The sequence below is a fragment of the Rhizobium sp. AN73 genome (genome assembly GCF_030757975.1).
Classification (GTDB): Bacteria; Pseudomonadota; Alphaproteobacteria; order Rhizobiales; family Rhizobiaceae; genus Agrobacterium; species Agrobacterium arsenijevicii.
Map to the genome: position 1 here is coordinate 914,970 of NZ_JARWME010000001.1, position 18,817 is coordinate 933,786.

Annotated in this window: 18 protein-coding genes; 3 read left to right on the forward strand and 15 right to left on the reverse strand. The window is 58.1% G+C overall.

Annotation, left to right across the window (positions count from 1 at the left end):
- The first annotated feature begins 41 nt into the window (after positions 1 to 41).
- Together RBH10_RS04005 and RBH10_RS04010 are read left to right on the forward strand one after the other, a co-directional pair.
- Positions 42 to 1,106, forward strand: coding sequence for a sensor histidine kinase (locus RBH10_RS04005; RefSeq protein WP_281038931.1), 1,065 nt, complete (start codon positions 42 to 44; stop codon positions 1,104 to 1,106).
- Positions 1,103 to 1,762, forward strand: a complete 660-nt coding sequence (locus RBH10_RS04010) for a response regulator transcription factor (protein ID WP_306180424.1) — start codon at positions 1,103 to 1,105, stop codon at positions 1,760 to 1,762. The genes RBH10_RS04005 and RBH10_RS04010 overlap by 4 nt, the downstream gene beginning before the upstream one ends.
- Before the next feature lie 22 nt (positions 1,763 to 1,784).
- On the opposite strand, the gene RBH10_RS04015 is transcribed toward RBH10_RS04010, so the two are convergent.
- From RBH10_RS04015 to RBH10_RS04050, 8 genes are all read right to left on the reverse strand, one after another.
- Positions 1,785 to 2,423, reverse strand: a complete 639-nt coding sequence (locus RBH10_RS04015; protein WP_281038929.1) for a 4'-phosphopantetheinyl transferase superfamily protein — start codon at positions 2,421 to 2,423, stop codon at positions 1,785 to 1,787.
- Positions 2,420 to 6,427 carry a Pls/PosA family non-ribosomal peptide synthetase gene (locus tag RBH10_RS04020; protein WP_281038928.1) on the reverse strand — a complete coding sequence of 1,336 codons (4,008 nt, stop codon included), beginning with the start codon at positions 6,425 to 6,427 and terminating at the stop codon, positions 2,420 to 2,422. The genes RBH10_RS04015 and RBH10_RS04020 overlap by 4 nt, the downstream gene beginning before the upstream one ends.
- A 394-nt stretch (positions 6,428 to 6,821) precedes the next feature.
- A complete protein-coding gene (locus RBH10_RS04025; protein WP_045015549.1) occupies positions 6,822 to 7,496 on the reverse strand; it encodes a 4-carboxy-4-hydroxy-2-oxoadipate aldolase/oxaloacetate decarboxylase in 675 nt (224 codons plus the stop codon).
- Positions 7,497 to 7,597: 101 nt separating this feature from the next.
- On the reverse strand, positions 7,598 to 8,434 hold the full coding sequence (locus RBH10_RS04030; RefSeq protein WP_019566615.1) for an ABC transporter substrate-binding protein: 837 nt from the start codon (positions 8,432 to 8,434) through the stop codon (positions 7,598 to 7,600).
- Between the two features lie 30 nt (positions 8,435 to 8,464).
- Positions 8,465 to 9,223 carry an amino acid ABC transporter ATP-binding protein gene (locus tag RBH10_RS04035; RefSeq protein WP_045015548.1) on the reverse strand — a complete coding sequence of 253 codons (759 nt, stop codon included), beginning with the start codon at positions 9,221 to 9,223 and terminating at the stop codon, positions 8,465 to 8,467.
- Entirely contained in the window at positions 9,220 to 9,978 is a 759-nt protein-coding gene (locus RBH10_RS04040) for an amino acid ABC transporter permease (RefSeq protein ID WP_281038927.1), read from the reverse strand. The genes RBH10_RS04035 and RBH10_RS04040 overlap by 4 nt, the downstream gene beginning before the upstream one ends.
- Positions 9,975 to 10,682: an amino acid ABC transporter permease gene (locus tag RBH10_RS04045; RefSeq protein WP_045020143.1), complete on the reverse strand. Its 708-nt coding sequence runs from the start codon at positions 10,680 to 10,682 to the stop codon at positions 9,975 to 9,977. Before RBH10_RS04045 ends, RBH10_RS04040 begins: the two co-directional genes overlap by 4 nt.
- Complete coding sequence (locus RBH10_RS04050; RefSeq protein WP_045015545.1) at positions 10,679 to 11,458, reverse strand: SDR family oxidoreductase; 780 nt, start codon at positions 11,456 to 11,458, stop codon at positions 10,679 to 10,681. Before RBH10_RS04050 ends, RBH10_RS04045 begins: the two co-directional genes overlap by 4 nt.
- A gap of 211 nt (positions 11,459 to 11,669) precedes the next feature.
- On the opposite strand from RBH10_RS04050, the gene nac reads away from it, so the two are divergent.
- On the forward strand, positions 11,670 to 12,575 hold the full coding sequence (gene nac, locus RBH10_RS04055) for a nitrogen assimilation transcriptional regulator NAC (RefSeq protein WP_045015544.1): 906 nt from the start codon (positions 11,670 to 11,672) through the stop codon (positions 12,573 to 12,575).
- 48 nt (positions 12,576 to 12,623) lie between these two features.
- Here the strand turns inward: nac and RBH10_RS04060 are convergent, their stop codons facing one another.
- Genes RBH10_RS04060 through RBH10_RS04090 form a run of 7 tightly spaced genes read right to left on the reverse strand, consistent with a single transcriptional unit; the run spans position 12,624 to position 18,620 of the window.
- Positions 12,624 to 13,829 (reverse strand): pyridoxal phosphate-dependent aminotransferase, encoded by a 1,206-nt coding sequence (locus RBH10_RS04060; protein WP_281038926.1) that lies wholly within the window; start codon positions 13,827 to 13,829, stop codon positions 12,624 to 12,626.
- Between the two features lie 49 nt (positions 13,830 to 13,878).
- Positions 13,879 to 14,646, reverse strand: a complete 768-nt coding sequence (locus RBH10_RS04065; RefSeq protein ID WP_281038925.1) for a 5-oxoprolinase subunit PxpA — start codon at positions 14,644 to 14,646, stop codon at positions 13,879 to 13,881.
- Positions 14,647 to 14,676: 30 nt separating this feature from the next.
- Positions 14,677 to 15,672, reverse strand: coding sequence for a biotin-dependent carboxyltransferase family protein (locus tag RBH10_RS04070; RefSeq protein WP_281038924.1), 996 nt, complete (start codon positions 15,670 to 15,672; stop codon positions 14,677 to 14,679).
- Positions 15,669 to 16,376, reverse strand: coding sequence for a 5-oxoprolinase subunit PxpB (pxpB, locus tag RBH10_RS04075; RefSeq protein ID WP_281038923.1), 708 nt, complete (start codon positions 16,374 to 16,376; stop codon positions 15,669 to 15,671). The genes RBH10_RS04070 and pxpB overlap by 4 nt, the downstream gene beginning before the upstream one ends.
- Complete coding sequence (locus RBH10_RS04080) at positions 16,373 to 16,801, reverse strand: acetyl-CoA carboxylase (protein WP_281038922.1); 429 nt, start codon at positions 16,799 to 16,801, stop codon at positions 16,373 to 16,375. Before RBH10_RS04080 ends, pxpB begins: the two co-directional genes overlap by 4 nt.
- Positions 16,798 to 18,186: an acetyl-CoA carboxylase biotin carboxylase subunit gene (accC, locus tag RBH10_RS04085; RefSeq protein WP_281038921.1), complete on the reverse strand. Its 1,389-nt coding sequence runs from the start codon at positions 18,184 to 18,186 to the stop codon at positions 16,798 to 16,800. Before accC ends, RBH10_RS04080 begins: the two co-directional genes overlap by 4 nt.
- The gene (locus RBH10_RS04090) at positions 18,186 to 18,620 is read right to left on the reverse strand and encodes an acetyl-CoA carboxylase biotin carboxyl carrier protein subunit (RefSeq protein WP_281038920.1); all 435 of its coding nucleotides are present in this window, start codon (positions 18,618 to 18,620) and stop codon (positions 18,186 to 18,188) included. The genes accC and RBH10_RS04090 overlap by 1 nt, the downstream gene beginning before the upstream one ends.
- Positions 18,621 to 18,817 lie beyond the last annotated feature (197 nt).

Here is an 18,817-nt window from a genome sequence, read left to right on the forward strand (position 1 = left end):
GCATGTGCGGCGGCAGATTCGTGTAGGAAGGTTAAGACGATATGAGGCGCGAGGTCCTGCATTATCTGGTCGAAGCGCCGTTGATGTGGCTGGGCATTACGCTGCTCACCACCCTGATTTTCGTTGCGGACACCGTGACCAATCTGGAGATCGCCTTTGCGGTGCTCTATGTCTCGGTGATCCTCCTCTCCGTCCGTTCCGGCCGGCCCGGAGCCGTCATGGTCGTGGGGATCGCCTGCGCCGTTCTCACCATAGCGAGCTATTTTTTGACGCGGCATGGGGACTTCCAATCCGGCATGGTCAACGGGGCGATCAGCCTGCTTGCAATTGGCGCGACCACCTATCTGGCAATCAGGATCGAGACAACCGAGGCAAGGGCCAGACAGGCCCAATCCGAGCTTGCGCGGATGTCGCGCATCATGACGATGGGCGAACTCGGCACGTCCGTTGCCCATGAAGTCAGCCAGCCGATCACCGCGATCGTCGCCAACGGCAATGCGGCGCTGCGCTGGCTGTCGGCAACACCTCCCGACCATGAGGAAGCACGGCACGCGCTTGACAGGATCGTCAGGGATGCCGGCCGCGCCGGCGAGGTGATCGGCCGCATCCGTAGCCTCGTTGCGCGAACTGCACCATCGCGCGACAGGATCGACATGGTCGAAGTCGTCACCGAGGCGCTGGCGCTGGTGCGCGGCGAAATCCGCGAAAACCATATCCTGCTGCGCACCGAACTTGCCAGCGATCTGCCATCCGTGACGGGTGACCGGGTTCAGCTCCAGCAGGTAATCCTGAACTTCGTCATCAATGCCATCGAGGCGATGGCGGGCGTCGACACGGAAAAACGCGAGCTGCTGGTCAGTGCCGCAACTGACGACAGGAAAATAACCATCAGCGTGCGCGACACCGGCACCGGCGTGCCGTCTGCCCCTTCCGAGAAAATGTTCGAGGCCTTCTTCACGACCAAGCCGACAGGAATGGGAATGGGGCTGGCGATCAGCCGGTCGATCATCGAGGCGCATGGCGGTACGGTCTATACGGCACCCAATTTCCCGCACGGCGCCGTGTTCGGCTTCATCCTGCCATCGAATGCCGGAGCAAGGGGATGACCATGCCGGAGCCGAAATCGACCGTTTACGTCATCGATGACGATCCGTCCGTCCGGGATGGGCTGGACAGCCTGCTGCGCTCGGTCGGCTATGACGTCAGCAGCTTTCCATCGCCACGCGATTTCCTCGGCCACCAGCGATCCGAAAGCCCTTCCTGCCTTGTCCTCGACGTCAGGATGCCGGATGCAAGTGGCCTTGATTTCCAGGATGAGCTGGCAAGGACCGGCAATCCCCTGCTGATAATCTTCCTGACTGGCCATGGCGATGTGCCAATGTCGGTCAGGGCGATGAAGGCCGGCGCGGTAGAATTCCTGCTCAAGCCCTTTCGGGAACAGGACCTTCTCGACGCGATCCGGGAGGCTTTAGAGAAAGATCGTGCCCGGCTACAGCAGCAGACCTCTGCCGCTGCTCTCCATGAGCGCTTTGCGACGTTGACGGCTCGCGAGCGGCAGGTGATGGCACTCGTCACGCGGGGTCGCCTCAACAAGCAGATCGCGGCGGAGATCGGCCTCAGCGAAATCACCGTGAAAGTCCACCGTGGCCAGGTCATGCGCAAGATGCGGGCCGAGTCCGTCGCCGATCTTATCAGGATGGCCGATCGTCTTGGGGTATCCGACGCGTCCGTCAACGGCAATGCAAACCCGCCGGCATCCTGATCAGGCGATTATCGGAAGTGATCTAGAGAAAGGCAAACGCCTGCACCGTGTTGTCATGGACCCGGACAATGCTCGCGGTGGTTCCAAAGCCCGAGACAACGTCCAATCGGTCTCTTGCGGTGCGTGTTTCGATCTCGGCTGCATCGATGCGTGAGGCTATGCCCAGGCATTTGGCGTGTGCTTCCTTGGCTACCCAACGCGCGAGGAGGGCAGCACTTGAGGCGCCCTGGAGTTCGATGGCTTCCGCCGGGGTGAAGCTGTCTTCGGCAGGCGGCTCGGCGTCAAGCGGCTCTATATCAACGCCGATGGGAGAGCGGCTTACCCCGATCAGGCAATGCGGCCAACGGCCAGCGACGCTGATGTTCCACCCGGCGGGATGAAGTATCCGCGGTGCGCCAGGCTCCGTTCTGCCAACGATGATCTCATCCGGATGAAGGCCCGACAGACGCGCCAGAAGAACCTTCAATAGCCGGCGACGGATGCCCCGCATCCCCGCTTCCGGTCGCTGTGCCAAATCTTCCAGATCGGCACGCGACAGTGTTGCGGAATGTGCCGTCTTTTCCGTGTCCGCGTCGTCGAGGCGCACGTACCAAACAACAGGCGCATCACCGGGGTCGGCAGGCAGATCCAGATATCCTGAATGCCAGACGACCTCCGTCACGGGTTACGCACGAGCTGGGCCGGAGAACCTTCCCACGACGTTCCGGCGGGTAAGGTCTCGCCTTTCATCACCACGGAGAGATCGCCAAGTTGCGCATCTTCGCCGATCTCCGCATCGTAAAGCACGATGGAATAGGAGCCGATGACCGCGCGGTCGCCAACCGTTACACCGCTCACTTTCATGACGCGATCCTCGAACAGATGCGTTTGCAGACCGGAAAATTCGTTGAGCGCGACTTCGTCGCCTATGCGCACCAGATCATGTTCGGTGATATCTGTCGTATCGATGAAGCAGTCGCGGCCGATCTTGCAGCCGAGAAGGCGAAAATACATCGGCAGCCAGGGTGTGCCACGCAACGGCTCCAGCAGGTTGGGAACCGCCAGGTTTTCGTAGGTCGCCGTCACCAATTCCGTTCGCCATACGAAGGTGCTCCACAGCGGCTTGGTCGTTGGTTTGTACCGTCCCATGACCAGCCATTTGAGCGCGACGACGGAAAGACCGCAGGCGAGCGCAAAACACAGGTAGAGAAGGGGGAAAACCAGAGCAATCAGCGACTGGCTGTCATCGAAATCCTGAATGTCGCCCACGATGGAGAAGAGCAGGCTGAAAAATGCCAGAAACAATGTCAGCGGCAGGATTACCCTGATGGCCTCGATGGCGAGACGGGTTGCGACAAGACGTGGCCGCGGGTTGAAGCGCGCACCTTCGTCGAACAGCCCCACAGCCTGCCGGACTGGCAGCGAAATCGGCGGAGAGCCAAACCAGGTTCCATCCGGTCGCTCGGCGCCGCCGTCCACGGGCGGTTTGGAGAGCACGCCGATCAAAACGCCATCAGCGATGGTTGCGCCGGTCGGCAGCAGCGCCGAATTACCGATGAAGGAGCGTCGCCCGATCCGGGTGTGAGCCAGTTCGATAATTCCTGGCTCATGCCGCGCCGCGCCGAACACCACCGCATCCGCAATGAAGCTCTCCGCACCGATGTCAACCAGATCTGGAACGATCTTGGCGGCGGTCGAGATTTCGGCTCTCTTGCCGATACGCACGCCCAGCGCGCGATACCAGGGGATCACATAGAGCGTGGCATAGATCGGATGCAGCAGCGCCAGCGCCAGATCCGTTACCTGCTGAACGAACCAGAAGCGCAGGTAGAACCAGCTATGGATTGAATAACGCCCGGGCCGGACCGGGCCGAGGATCAGTCGCTTGGCGGCGACGGTCAATACGCACATCAGAACGATGTAGGTGAGGGCGAGGAACGGCGAAATAAGGAGATAGGAGTAGCCCTCAGTGCTCCAGTCTATTTCGATCATCGCAATGAGACCCGGCGCAATCGGCAGGATGGCGACGAGAGGAAGAATGGCGGCGGCGATGAAAAGCCCGATGCCGACCAGCAGGCGGCGCAAGAAGCCAGCCTCTTCATCGCACTGCGCCACCCGGCCAGTTGTGCTGCATTTCGCAGGCGAGCCGCTCCAGCATTCCCCGTCAGGAATTGACTTGTTCATCGGCAGGGAAGACAGGTCGTCCAGCGCCGCCGCATCTCCAATCGAGCTGTCGCGTCCGACCACGGACATGGTGCCGACGAAAGCGCTTTTTCCAATGGTAACGCGGCCAATGCGTAACAGGCCTCGCTCAACCGAACTGGTAGCCAGCATTGCATAATCGCTGATGATGGTATCGTCGCCAATGCTGACAAGATCGGTCGTATCGATGCTCACCGTTCCGATGAAGGCACGGCGACCGATTTTTGCGCCCAACAGGCGATAATAGAAGCGGATCATCGGCGTGCCGCTGAGATAAGGCGTGGCGATGACATCAGAGAGGCGACGAACGAACCACCAGCGCAGGTAATAGCTGCCCCACAACGGATAGTCCCCTGCCCTGTAGCGGCCGATGATCAGCCATTTCACGACGATCGCGAACAGCATCCCCAATGGCGGAATGAGAAGAAAGGTCAGACCACCCAGAAGCAGGGCCTTCACGCGACCGAAGTCTTCGACGAGATAGGTGTAGGCGAGGTAAGGGAAAAACCACTGCAACCCGGCAACCGCGTAAATGGGCACCAGAGCGATTGTCTGGAGTACCCAGCACAGACGCTTCTGAAATGCCGAGACGCGATGAAAAGGCTCCAGAACCACGGTGTCCGCAACGATGCGATCCCGCAGCCGCTCGGCAAGCCGCCGGATCGTGGGTGCTGCGTAAAGATCCTGGATCGAGACGCCGGAAAGGCCCGGCGACTTGCGGATGGCGGATGCAAGACGAGCGGCCTTCAGGGAATGGCCACCCAGATCCTCGAACAGGTCGTCCTCCACCGAAACCTTTTGCGGGGCAAAGGCGTCTGACCAGATGGCGTGGAGTTGTGCTTCGAGCGGCGTCTCGGGAGCAACTGTTTCCCGGTCTGACACGGGGACGACGACCGGGCGCTGCAGCGCCTTTCGATCCACCTTGCCGGAGGCCGGCAGGGTCGGCAGAGCATCCAGCACCTGATAGGCAACCGGTCGCATATAATTCGGCAGACGATCATGCACACGTTTGCGAGCGGCTTCGATGTCGATCGCCGCATTTCCGCGCGCCACAAGGAATGCGGCCAGGAATTCCGCACCGTCATTATCGCGGAAAAGATGGACGACTGCCTGTGCAATGGAAGCATCTTCGGCGATGACCGCTTCGATTTCGGCCAGTTCCACACGAAACCCGCGGATCTTTACCTGCGTGTCTATTCGCCCCATGAATTCGATGTCGCCGACGGCGTCCAGACGCACGAGATCACCTGAACGATAGATCCGGACCGGTAACCCATCCGGTCCATTGAAGGGGGTGTTGACGAACTTGTCCGCTGTCAGATCGAGGCGATTGACGTAGCCGGAACTTAAACCCGGCCCCCCGATCACCAGCTCACCTTCAGCGCCCGCATCGACCGGCCAAAGCTTTTCGTCAAGGATCCAGGCCGTATATCCCGGCAGCGGGCGGCCGATCGTGACGCGACGGCCGGGCTGCACCTCGGTCCAGGTTGCCGTTACCGTCGTTTCGGTCGGGCCGTAGGTGTTGAGCATCCGCAGGCCGGGACGCGCCCAGCGGTCGACGAGGTCTGGCGGACACGCCTCACCACCAAGGTTGACGAGCCGAAGCGTGGGTATTTCCGCCTCGACCAATGTGAACAGGGAAGGCACGACATGCCAGACGGTGACGCCTTCCGAGGCCAGAGCGACCGCCACATCGGGTCCGGCCTTATGCAGGGCTTCGTTGGCAACAAGAAGTTCCGCGCCGGCAGAAAACGCGCTCCACATCGTCTCGATCGACATGTCGAAAGCAATGCTGAAGCCACCGAAAACCTTGTCGCTTTCATCGATTGCGAGAACGGCACCTTCCGAGCGCAGGAAATGGCAGGCGCTGCGGTGGGAAATCATGACACCCTTCGGGCGACCGGTGGTTCCCGAGGTATAGATAATGTAAGCGAGGTCATCAGGAGACGCACCGCTTTCGGCGCGCGTGATCGGCACCGCATCCTGAGCAGCCAGATCGCCGAGGGTCTCGTTGACCACGAGTGTCCTGACAGGCATGTCGCCCGCGCGCTCACCATCCGTTACGATCAGAGTGGCGCCGCTATCCTCGGCGATGAAATCGATCCGGTCCTGCGGATAGGTCCAGTCAACAGGAACATAACAGGCTCCGGCCCAGAGTGTGCCGAGGATGGCCATATATTGATCGAGGCCGCGCGGCAGACAGATAACAACGCGATCTCCACGCTCAACGCCCATGGAGCGAAGCTGCCGTGCGAACCGGATGGCGCGCTCGCCGAGCTGCGAATAGCTGAGTTCCGTGCGGCGACTGTTTTCGGGATCGTGACCAAGAAGCCTGACCGCGCATTTCGAATAATATAGCTTGCTCGTGCGCTCGAATATTTCGTGCAACATCTCATCGCGCGCGTAAGGCTCATCCTCGCGTACTGGCAGCGACGGCGCAATCGGTGCAAATACTGTGAGTTCCGGCTGCCTGTCAGCAGTCATATTCCGATTCATTGGGTCACCCGGCATCTAAAATCGATGCTCGTATACATGATTTCGAATTGCGTCGAAAGGAGCAGCAGCCGGGCACGCAGACACCCGCTTATTAAGAATAACGCATCCCTGCGAAGGGACGACGTCACGCTTTATCGAGATTGTTCGGGGCGGTAAAGGAAGTGGAGGTTGTACTGCGCGGCGATGTCGCTGAAACCCTGACGCTGTCGCCGAAACGACAAAAGCCCTCCGCGTTGGGAGGGCTTTTATTTGCATTGCTTGCAGCTTCGGTGGCAGCCCTGACGGCATCGCGATTTATAAAATTCGCGGCCCTGAACGGACTGGAATCGTCGGCCTGGACCTTCCCGGAATGTCAGATGCGTTTTGCTGCACCACGCCGAAATCAGATATCGACGACAAGTCCCTTTGCCTTCAGGACAGGCTCCAGATTGCTGACTTCGATAACGGATTTGCCCTGCTTGTAAGCTTCGATGAAGCCCGCTTCGGCATCTTCGCGAATTTGTGAGAGACGGGCCGACTCCTGCGCTTCCGCACGACGCACGACGACCAAACCGTCCGCATCGCCAACAATGATGTCGCCGGGGTTGATGATCTCGTCGCCAATGATAATCGTATCGTTGACTGCCGCAATCGTTTCCTTGACGGTACCCTTGATGCAGACGCTAAACGAGAACACGGGAAAGCCGAGGTCTCGAAGCTGCAAGGTGTCGCGCACACCGGTATCCGTCACCAGACCACCGATCCCCTTTGCGAGGCAGGCATTCGCCAGAACGTCACCAAAGGAACCCGCTTCTTCGTATTCACCGGCCGAAACCACGATGATGTCGCCGGGCTTGGCGTAATTGATGGCCAGCTGCAGCATGATGTTGTCACGCGGCGCGCATTTGACGGTAAAGGCCGGACCACACAGTTTCATGCGGTAATCGATCGGCTTGATACGGGAGGAAAGTGCGCCTCTTCGACCCTGCGCCTCGTGAATGGTTGCTGGCGAAAACTTCGAAAGGGCTTCGACGTCTGCCTTGCTTGGCCGTTCTGCTATATCTTTAATGTGGATCATAAAAACCTCCCACGGTAAGGCTGGCGGCGGGAACGTCCCGCCGCTCGCATTGAGTTTAATTGTTATGTTTCAATCGTTGCCGTGGCTCGAAGCCGGCCGGATCAGGGGATCGGGTCGAACTTCAGCTCGGAAAGCGGAACGACCTTGTCGGTACGGGTCATCTTGTATTCGGTGTTCGGGCCAAGCCACTTGTCCCAGATTTTGTTGATCTCACCGGAGGCGTCAAGTGTGCGAAGCACTTCGTTGATCTTGGCAGTCAGCGCCGGATTGTCCTTTGCCATGCCGACACCGATCGGCTGATAGAGCATCGGCTCCTCGATCATGCGCATCGGCTTGCCCTTGGTCTTCGATTCATTGACGAACTTGGTGGTGGTCATGGTGTTTGCCACCATGCCCCGCGCCTTGCCCTGCTGAACGGCAAGATAGGCGGACGCAGTATCCTGGAAGGTCAGCGGCTCGGACTTGTTGAGCTTGATCGACATTTCAGAGGTCGAGCCCTTGGTCGAGGCGACACGCTGGCCTTCATAATCCGACTTCTTCTTGCCGGCATCATCAACCGGTACGATCAGCATTTCCTTGGCGAGATAATAGGGATCGCTGAACTGAATCTGCTCTGCACGGCTTTGTGTGTAAGCGAGATTGGCAACGGTGATATCAACGCGGCCGAGTTTGACTTCCGGTACACGGGCTTCCACCGAGACCGGCTTGACTTCCGCCTTTACGCCCAGTTCTTTGGCGATCGCGTTGCAAAGATCAACATCAAAACCGGCCATTTCGCGGGTCTTCGGATCCGGCGCCGCAAATGGCACGACATCGGCGAAGGTCGCGCAACGCAGCACCTTGTTCGCCATGATCGTGTCGAGTTGATCAGCCGCCGCCGGCGAAGCGAGAGCGGTTCCGGCCAGTGCAACGGTAAGTGTCAGGCATTTCCAGTTCATCGTCAGTTCTCCTCTTATGATTGATTGGTATCAGTGGCGCAGATCGGAAAGGAACCGCTGCGCGCGCGGATGGCGTGGTGCTGTGAAAAACTCTTCCGGCGTCGCTTTTTCGAGAATTTCGCCGGCGTCGATGAACCAGATGCGATCGGCCACTTCACGGGCAAAGCCCATTTCGTGGGTCACGCAAAGCATGGTCATGCCCTCTGCGGCCAGCCCCTTCATAACGGCCAGCACTTCGCCAACCATTTCCGGATCGAGCGCGCTTGTCGGCTCATCGAACAACATGACGGGCGGCTCCATGGCCAGTGCACGCGCAATCGCCACGCGCTGCTGCTGGCCGCCGGAGAGTTGCCCCGGATAAGCGCCAGCCTTGTCGGACAGGCCTACCCGATCCAGAAGCTTCAAAGCCTTCTCCCGAGCAACGTCAGGTGCGATGCCTTTTACGCGGATCGGCGAGATCGTGACATTTTCGACAACGGACAGGTGCGGGAAGAGATTAAAACTCTGGAACACAAAACCCACTCTGCTGCGCAGAAGATTGAGTTCCCTTGTTTTCTTTGCGGCATGAATATCCTGCCCATCGAGCATGATGGAGCCGCTGTTGATCTCTTCGAGACGATTGACGGTACGGATCAATGTGGATTTGCCGGAACCGGAGGGGCCGCAGATGACGATAACCTCGCCCCGCGCAACTTCGGCGTCGACATTCTTCAAAACCTCGTAGTCGCCATAGCTCTTGCAGACATTGGAAATACGGATCGTCTGCTGTTTCGATGCAGTGATTGTCATGGCTGCTCCGTTAAGATTTTCGCCTGCGCCTGCAATGCCTGTTGCGGGCGATTGACCCCACCGGCACGGCGTTTGGCGATACGCCGCTCGACGGCATTTGCGAGATACGTCAAGCTCCAGCAAATGGCGTAGTAGACAACAGCGAGGATGAGGAAGACCTGGAATGGTTGGGTCAGAAGCTGATTGTTGACCTGACTTGCCGCGAAGGTGAGGTCGGGTACATTGATGACGTAACCGAGCGTCGTATCCTTGATCGTGGCGACAAATGTCGAGATCATGCTCGGGATCATGTTGTAAAGCGCTTGCGGCAAGATGATGAAGCGCATTGCACCGATATAGCTGTGGCCAAGCGCCCTTGCCGCATCCATCTGTCCGGCACCGAGAGCGACAATGCCTGCCCTTACGACTTCGCTGAGAAATGCGCCCTGATAGATGACGAGTGTCGTCAACATGATGACGAAACTCGGTACATCGGCACCGGTCCAGAGCGGGACGAGGAAATAACTCCACAGGATGAGCATGAGCAAAGGCACGCCGCGCGTGACATAGACCAGCGCCGTTACCGGCCACCGCAGGAACCGCCACTTGGACAGGCGAGCCAACGCCATAAGGATGCTGACGGGAAAGGCCAGTGCGATGGCGAGGGCGGAGAGGATGATCGTGTTCGCAAGGCCGCCAAGCGGGCCGTTCGGATACTGACCGATCAACAGCAGCAACCAGTAGTCATGAACGATGGTAATCATGTCGCCGATCATGCGCGTGCCCTCCACGCCGGATCGAGACGCATCGAAAGATAAGCACCGGCACCCATTATCAACAGCGAGAAGAACAGGTACAGAACGGTTCCGACAAGATAGATCTCGAAGGTCTGGAAGCTGAGATTTTCAATTTCCTTGATGGCATGGGTCAATTCGGAAGCCCCGATGATGAGGGCGAGGCTGCTGTTCTTGAACAGAGAGACGCTGTGATTGATGAGCGGTGGCAGGGCATTGCGCACGCCTTGCGGCATGATGATGAAGCGCATCGCGGAGAGATAACCATGCCCCAATGCCTTCGCCGCTTCCATCTGGCCCGGGCTGACGGAACGCAGGCCTGAGCGCAGATCCTCGCTGAAATAGGCTGCCTGACAGAGCCCGAGACCGACCACGGCAAAGATTGCCTCGGCATTATGAGCAATCAGCCAGTCCGTCAAACCCGAAGGCAGGAGAGTGAATATCCCGAAGTACCACAGCATCAATTGCACGAGTGTCGGCACATTGCGGTGGTAGGAAACATAGGCGGCCACGGCGCGATCAGCAAAACGGGACGATGAAAACCGCACGCATAACAGGACCAGCGCAAGCGTCATGGCGAGAGACCAGGACCCGATAAAGATGACGAAGGTCATCTGCAATCCATGCCAAAGCATTGCAATATATTGCGGGTTGCTCAGGATTGCCGACAGGTCGAAACCGCTCACGGCTTTTGTTCCTTCGGTGCGTCAGCCTCCGCCAAAGTCTGCGGTTTGGCCGTCTGAAGTCCGCCCATAACCTGCAATGTCGGGGTGATTTCCATATGGCCGATATTCATGGCAACCGGTGCGGCAATGGCAAATGCGATCGCCTCGGCAATATCTTCCGCTTTCGGCAACTCGAAACCGTCGATGAAGCGCTCGCGCACACTCGGATCGTTGCCATGAACGTGATTGAAGATATCCGTCGCCACGCGGCCGGGGCAAATCTCCGTTACGCGTACCCGCCTGCCGAACGCATCCAGCCTCAACTGGTTCGACAGCATGGCGACCCCGGCCTTTACGGCATGATAGGTCGAGTTGCCGCCGAAATTATAGTTTCCGGCAATGGACGAGATATTGACGACATGCCCGCGATCACGCTCCACCATGCCCGGAACGATCAGGCGGCAGATGTGAAGAACGGCGCGGAGGTTCACATCGATCAAAAGGTCGATATCTTCCGCATCCGCCTGAAGGAACTTCTTCGGCCTGTCGACGCCGGCATTGTTCACCAGAATGTCGAACTGCACCCTGTTCGCAAGATCGGCAATTGCAGCGCGATCCGTAACGTCAATCGCATGCGGAATACAGCCGGTTCGTTCGGCCAGTTCATTCAAGGCGCCGGCACTGCGGGCGACCGCATGGACTTCAATGTTTTCGCGGCAAAACCGCTCGACGATGGCGGCACCGATACCGGATGAAGCACCGGTGACCAAAGCGGTCCTGTAATCGGAGAATGGCATTCTGATCCCCTTATTTGTTACCATGAACACTAGCGAAGCTTTCTGCGCTTGCCTAAGACCGATTATTTTTGGAGTAATAAGTAACTTTTATGGAGGCCCACAAACGGGTACTTCGACACGGGATTCCGGCGCGATTTTTAACCCGGACAGGAGCATCCCGCTCGGGCTCCCAGATTGCAAAACCTGCGCGAGCCTGTAAGCTGTCGCAAGCATGGATATAAGACGTCTCAAATCATTCATCGTCATCGTAGACAGCGGCAGCATCACGCGCGCCGCCGATATTCTGCACCTTGCGCAACCGGCGCTCAGCCAGCAACTAGCCGCCCTTGAAGAGCATTTCGGCCAGAAACTGCTCATCCGCAGCCAGCAAGGCGTGACGATGACGGATGCGGGACATGCCGTTTACCGCCACGCACAGATCATATTGCGCCAGATGGAACAGGCACAGGTCGACGTATCGGCCGCGGGCAACTCACTTGCCGGGCGTGTCTCTGTCGGCTTGGTTCCATTCAGCAGCGCGGCTACGCTTTCCGTGGAGCTGTTGGCGGAAACGCGAAAGCGACATCCGGGGATATTGATCCACCTGACGGAAAGCGTCGGTCAAACCTATAGCCAGATGATCATGAATGGGCGTCTGGAATTGGCATTGATACACGGCGTCGGGCCGATCAAGGGTGTAAAATTCGAGCCTCTGCTCAGCGAAGAATTTTATCTTGTTGCACATCGCGATTTCGCAATCGAAGCGGACTCCAAACCGGTGCCGATTGCCGCGCTGGACGGCATGCCCATGCTGATGCCACCAGCCTATAATTTTGTCCGGCGCGCTGTGGACACGGCATTTACCCGCAGCCGGATCAATCTCAAGGTCGTCGCGGAAGTGGAAATCGTCAGGACACTTGCCCGGGCCGTCGCCAGTGGTCTCGGCGCAACCATCATGCCAAAAGCCATTGCCAACCGGATCGTCTCGGAAACGAGCGAACCGCTTATTTGCCGGCTCTTGTCGCCACGGATCGAAGAGACCCTGTCGCTGTGCATGTCCGACCAGAATTCACTGTCGGAGCCGGCTTTTGCCGTGAAGGATATTCTGGTGGAGCTGACGGAAAAATTGAAGCTCTAGGACAATCATCCTTTGGCCCGGCAACCGGGCCAAAGGATCGTGTCAGGATCAACGCATATCCTGGCAGAACTGAGCAATGCGTGCGCAACCCTCATTCAACATCTCCATACTCGTCGCATAGGAGATCCGGAAATGCGGGCTCATGCCATAGGCAGCGCCTTGCACCGTTGCTACGTGGTGCTCATCCACCAGCGCCATCACGAAATCGACATCGCTTTCGATCTTGCGCCCACCCTTGGTGGTCTTGCCGATAAGCCCCGACATGTTGGGATAGAGATAGAATGCGCCTTCAGGCTTATGGCAGCGCAAACCCTCAATCCCGGCGAGTTTACCCAGAACAAAATCGCGACGCTCCCGATAGATAGCGGCACGTTCCTTGAGGAGATCCTGGGGACCATCAAGTGCTGCAATCGCTGCCGCCTGCGAAACGGTAGCAATGCCGCCGCCGTTCTGGCCGTTTACGTTGCTTATTGCCGCGATGAGTTCCTTCGAACCGCTGGCACAATAACCCAGACGCCATCCCGTCATGGCGTAGGCCTTCGACACGCCGTTCATGGTCAGCACGCGGTCATAAAGTCGCGGTTCAACATCGGCAATTGTGCTGAATTCGAAACCGTCATAGACCAGATGTTCGTAGATATCGTCAGTCAGAATCCAGACATCGGGATGGCGCAGCATAACCTCTGCGATTGCCGCCATCTCCGCACGCGAGCAGGCAGCACCTGTGGGGTTGTTGGGAAAATTGAGAAAGAGCCACTTGGTACGCGGCGTAATCGCAGCTTCCAAATCTTCGGCGCGCAGTTTGAAGCCGGTTTGTTCAAAACACGGCACAGCGACGGGAACGCCACCTGCGAATTTGACGATATCCGCATAGCTGACCCATGACGGCGTGGGAATAACGACCTCATCACCCGGATTGCAGGTTGCGAGCATCGCGTTAAAGATCACCTGTTTGCCGCCGGCGGAAACGATGATCTGGCTGGCATCATAGGTCAGATTGTTGTCCCGCTTGAACTTTCTGGCGATCGCAGCCTTCAGCGCAGGCGTGCCATCCATTGGCGGATATTTCGTCTGCCCGCCAACGGCTGCTTCGTGCGCAGCCTCGACAGCGTGAGCGGGCGTCGGAAAGTCCGGTTCACCCGAGGAGAGGCTGACCACCTTGACACCCTGCGCGGCCAGCTCTCTGGCGCGTTGGGTCATGGCGGCGGAAGCGGAAATGGAAACGTTTTTCAGGCGGTCTGATGTAGAGGGCATCTGCGTGATCTTTCGGTAAGATTTGGAAAACGGGCCAACCAGAGGCCCATTAAGACGCGAGTTCTGCGGCAGGCGCGAGCGTTGCGCCGGAGGCGCTGATTTCACTACGCACGATACGCGCCAGCTCCAGTGAACCGGGCGTATCGCTGTGGACGAGGATGGAGCGAGCCGGCATTGTGATGATCGTGCCATCGATGGCTTTGACCGTGCCATCGGTCAGGAACCGGCAGACACGGGCGCGCACCGATGGTTCATCCTTGACCAGCGCGCCGGGAAGACCCCGCGCGACAAGGCTTCCCTTGGCGTCATAGGCGCGATCGGCCAAAAACAATGCTAGGGTCTTCAAGCCAGCGCGTTTTGCCGCTCTCTCGATTTCGCTGTCCGGCGTTACGAACACCACAAGCTTCGGATCAACGGCAGAAATGGCATTCATCATCATATCGGCAAGCGCCGGGTCGCGATTGACCATATTGCCCATGGCCGCATGAAAACTGAAGTGCCCGACTTCGACGCCTTCGCTTTTGGCAATCGCGATCAAGGCCCCGAGCTGATAGAGCATCTGCTGTCTCAACTCATCCGGCTGAAACGGCATTTCGCGTCGGCCAAAACCTGCTCGGTCCGGCAACCCCGGATGCGCGCCGATGCCGACGCCGTTTTCCTTCGCAAGACGAACCATTCGGGCCATGGTGTCCGGTTCACCGCCATGAAAACCGCAGGCAATGTTGGCCGACGATACGAGCTTCATCATCGCTTCGTCGTCACAGAGCCGGTAAGGACCGAAGCCTTCGCCCATGTCGGAGTTCAGATCGATCTTCATCGTTTCCTCCCTTTGCTCCCCTGTTTTCCGTCAACCCATCGCATTCAGCGCCCGCTTGACCATCTGTGAGGTCTGGCGAACATCATCGACATATTTCGCAACTGCCCGCTCGGCCATGCGTGCTTCCTCATGATTTGATCGCACGAATTTGATCTTCCCGCCCGCGCGTGCCTGTCCTAGCCGCCACAGGTCAGCCTCGATCACACCCGCAATCTTGGGATAACCGCCCGCCGTATTTGCATCGCTCATCTGGATGATCGGCTCGCCACCTGGCGGCATCTGCACAACGCCCGGCACCACACCGTGGGAGCGCATTTCGATGGTTTCGGTCGGCTTGACGGGATCACCCGACAGCCGGTAGCCGGTCCGGTCGCTGCGGGAAGATATCCGCCAGATCTGGCTCCAGAACGCCTCGCCGTCATTGGCAAACAGCTCGTGTTCGCCGGCCGGAATGGCACGTATTGGCAATACGCCGTCCACCACAGGCGGGAAGATATCGCTCAAAGCCACGGAAGGTTCGACCACTGCAAGTCCGTTGGATGGCAGCGGCAACAGATCGGCAGAAGTCCCGATTTCCAGCCTGTCACCTTTTGCAAGCGGTCGTCCATCGTGACCGCCGAAACTACCGCGCAGCGCCGTGCTTCGGGATCCCATCAGAACCGGAACATCCACCCCACCCGCAACGGCGATATAGGCACGGGCGAGTTTCGGCGGCTGCTTCAGTTCCAGTATCTGGTCTTCCTTGCCGATATGAGCGCACCAGGAAAGCAACTCTTTCCCATCCAGCAAGGGACGCCCATCCGTCCCGGTAACGGCAAATATCGCCGCCCCTGTAAAACGCAATTTGAATGGAAAAGTTTGGACCTCGATGACGGCAGCATCTGCCGCATTACCAGCCAGAATATTACCGATCTTGACCGAAAGAGGGTCCATGGCACCGCCGGCGGAAACACCGATATCGCGGTAACCGGGGCGACCGAGGTCTTGCACTGTATTGAACGGGCCGGTTTCGATGATCTCGATCATAGCTCGATCCCCGTCGGTATGAAGCGAACCGTATCTCCCGGCGCCAAAAGTGCTGGTGTAGAGGAAGAAGGATCGAACATCTGCAGGTCCGCGTAACCGATGGAATTCCACCCATTCGGCCCGGTCAACATCGCCACACCCGTCTGCATTCCACCGATGGTCACGCAACCCTTTTCCATCTTGATCGACGGCACGGTTTTTCGCGGCATGTAAATGCGGGCATCGAGACCATGCAGGTAACCAAAGCCCGGTGCACTGCCAAGCGCGAAGACGCGGTAGGTCGCCTCGTGGTGAATCCGTACGACTTCCCGGTCGCTCAGCCCTGAAAAATCACAGAGAGCGGGAAGATCGGCGGCGTATTCACCACCATAATGTACCGGTATTTCAACCGTTTTCCCGACAAGGTCCAGACTGGCGACCTCATCCCAGGCGTCGAGCAACTGGGAAACGATGAGCTGCGGATCTTCAGGCGTTTCCTCAAAAATCGCCAGAAGGTTCGTCATGCCGGGAATGACTTCGGCGACACCTGCCCAGGCTTTTACCGCTTGCGCTAGAGCCCAGATCCAGCGTTGTGCGGGCAGGTCGAACTCGCCGGACGCTTCTAGCAAAAACGACCGGGAGCCTATGAAGGAAACGCGCGCCTGTCCTTTGATTGCGGGCTGAATTTTGTGGCGCGGTGCAAGGGGGTTCGATGTAACAATCATGATTGAAGCTCGATTTCGAACAGCGGATCACCGAAACCAACCAGAGCATCCTGCGTCGCAAGCTGATTGGCGAGAGAACCGTTACGACCGGCGATGACCGGAATGAGAATCTGATCGATGCGGATAAATCCAATCACGTCATCTGCGGCAACCAAACGCGGAAGATTTTCCGTTTCGATGGGCAGAGAAGGGTGAGAAAAACAGAAGTGACCGGCAATCGGCGCTTTTACCACCACTTTCGAAACAGCGGCCGTTGGTGAGCAAGCAGTATCGGAGACGGAAATCGCAGTTTTTGCCGGGGCAGAAACGATAATGCGTACCTGTCCGTCAGGCGTCGTGATTTCTACTCCGTCCACGCCCGCGTCCGTCAGCATGTTGGTCAAGGCTATGAGTGAGCCGGGGTCGCTGAAGTCAGGCCTGCTCATGCCGCCCTCCGTTCTTTTAGCCATTGTTCAAGATAATGAATGTCTCTTTCGCCCTGCGCGAAAGCTTCGTCCTTAAACAGGGCGCGCAGGAGGGGCAGATTGGTTGAAATACCCTCCACATGTGTGCCCTCAAGCGCTTCGCGCATCCTCACCATGGCCTCAGCGCGGGTCGGCGCATGCACGATCAACTTGGCGATCAGGGAATCATAATAGGGTGACACTCGGTAACCGACATGGATGTGGGTATCGACGCGAATCCCCTCTCCTTCCGGCAGCACAAGATCGGTCACGACGCCTGCCGACGGTAAAAAGCTATCGGGATCCTCGGCATTGATACGGCATTCGAAGGAATGCCCGGCGCAGGTAACGTCGGCCTGTTGCAGATCCAGAGGTTTACCCTGCGCCGCCTTGATCTGGGCCTGAACGATGTCAATGCCGCTCGTCATTTCCGTGACGGGGTGCTCAACCTGCAAGCGCGTATTCATCTCGATGAAATAGAACTTGCCGTCTTCAAACAGGAATTCGAAAGTTCCCACGCCGCGATAGCCGATCTGCCGGCAAGCCTCGACGCATGCCATTCCGACTGGCTGGATCACATCGGCCGGAATTCCAGGCGCTGGCGCTTCTTCCACCACCTTTTGATGGCGGCGCTGCATCGAACAGTCGCGGTGGCCGAGCCATACGGCATTGCCGTGCGTATCGCACAGGACCTGTATCTCGATGTGACGGGGATGCTGGAGAAACTTTTCCATGTAAAGGGCTGCAGAGCCAAAAGCTTGCCTCGCCTCCTCCCTCGTCAAGGAAATCGCTTCATGAAGCAAGGCTGGTTCCTGCACCACCCGCATGCCACGTCCACCACCACCGCCCGCGGCTTTGATGATGACTGGATAGCCGATCTCATTGGCGATACGCTCCACCGTCCCGGCATCTTCGGGAAGCGCTGTATCCGGTCCCGGTACGCATGGCACACCCGCCTCGATCATTGCCCGTTTGGCAGCGATTTTGTCGCCCATCGCGGAGATTGATCTAGCGTCCGGCCCGATGAATACGAGACCGGCGTCTTCAACAGCCTGCGAAAAGGCAGCATTTTCAGAGAGAAACCCATAACCGGGATGGATCGCACCCGCACCCGTCAAACGGGCGGCGATTAGAATGGCGTTTTGATTGAGATAGCTCTTGGCGGCATTCGCCGGGCCAACACAAAGGAAAGTGTCAGCCGTTTTGCCATATGGGGTCTGCCTGTCCGCCTCCGAGCAGATCGCCACGGTCTTCAAGCCCAATTCGCGGCAAGCGCGCTGAATGCGCGCAGCAATTTCACCCCGGTTGGCGATCAGAACCGTATCGAAGCCCCGTGTATCGGATCTGGGGTTGAGACCTTCCGTCATCACGAGATCTCCGCCAGCAAATCGTTCACCTCGACCTCGCCGCCATCAACCTCCGTAAGATAGGTGATGCGGCCCGCACGCGGCGCAACAATCTTGTTGAACACTTTCATGGCTTCAATAATGAAGAGGGTCTGCCCCTCCTCGACCGTATCTCCGGCCTCGACAAACGAAGGCTGCCCTGGCGCGGACGCGCGATGCAAAATGCCGAAAATCGGGGCGAGGACGGAGGTGGCCGATGGGCTGACGTGAAGCCCAGATGCAGGCTCATCGCTTAGAGCATCACTCCCGGTTGTCACCGAGATATTGCTGGTAGCATCTGTTTGGAGTGCGGTTTTGAATATCCGCACAGTCACGTTTTTCTCCGTCACCATGAGTTCGGTGACGTTCGTTCGCCCGACAAAATCAATCAGCGTCTTTATCTTCGGCAGGTCCATAAGCGTACTCGGCATTGTCCAAAGCCACCCGGTAATCCAGCACAATCCGGATTACTTTCAGCTGCCGTAGCCCTAACACGATAGGCTATTTGATGGGGTCAGAAGAACTTTTGATGGAGACGTTCGATTAATTGGGGCGATGAGCTATTGAGTTCTCTACGCTCGGCGACAAGCAAGTATCACATACTTCAAGAAAC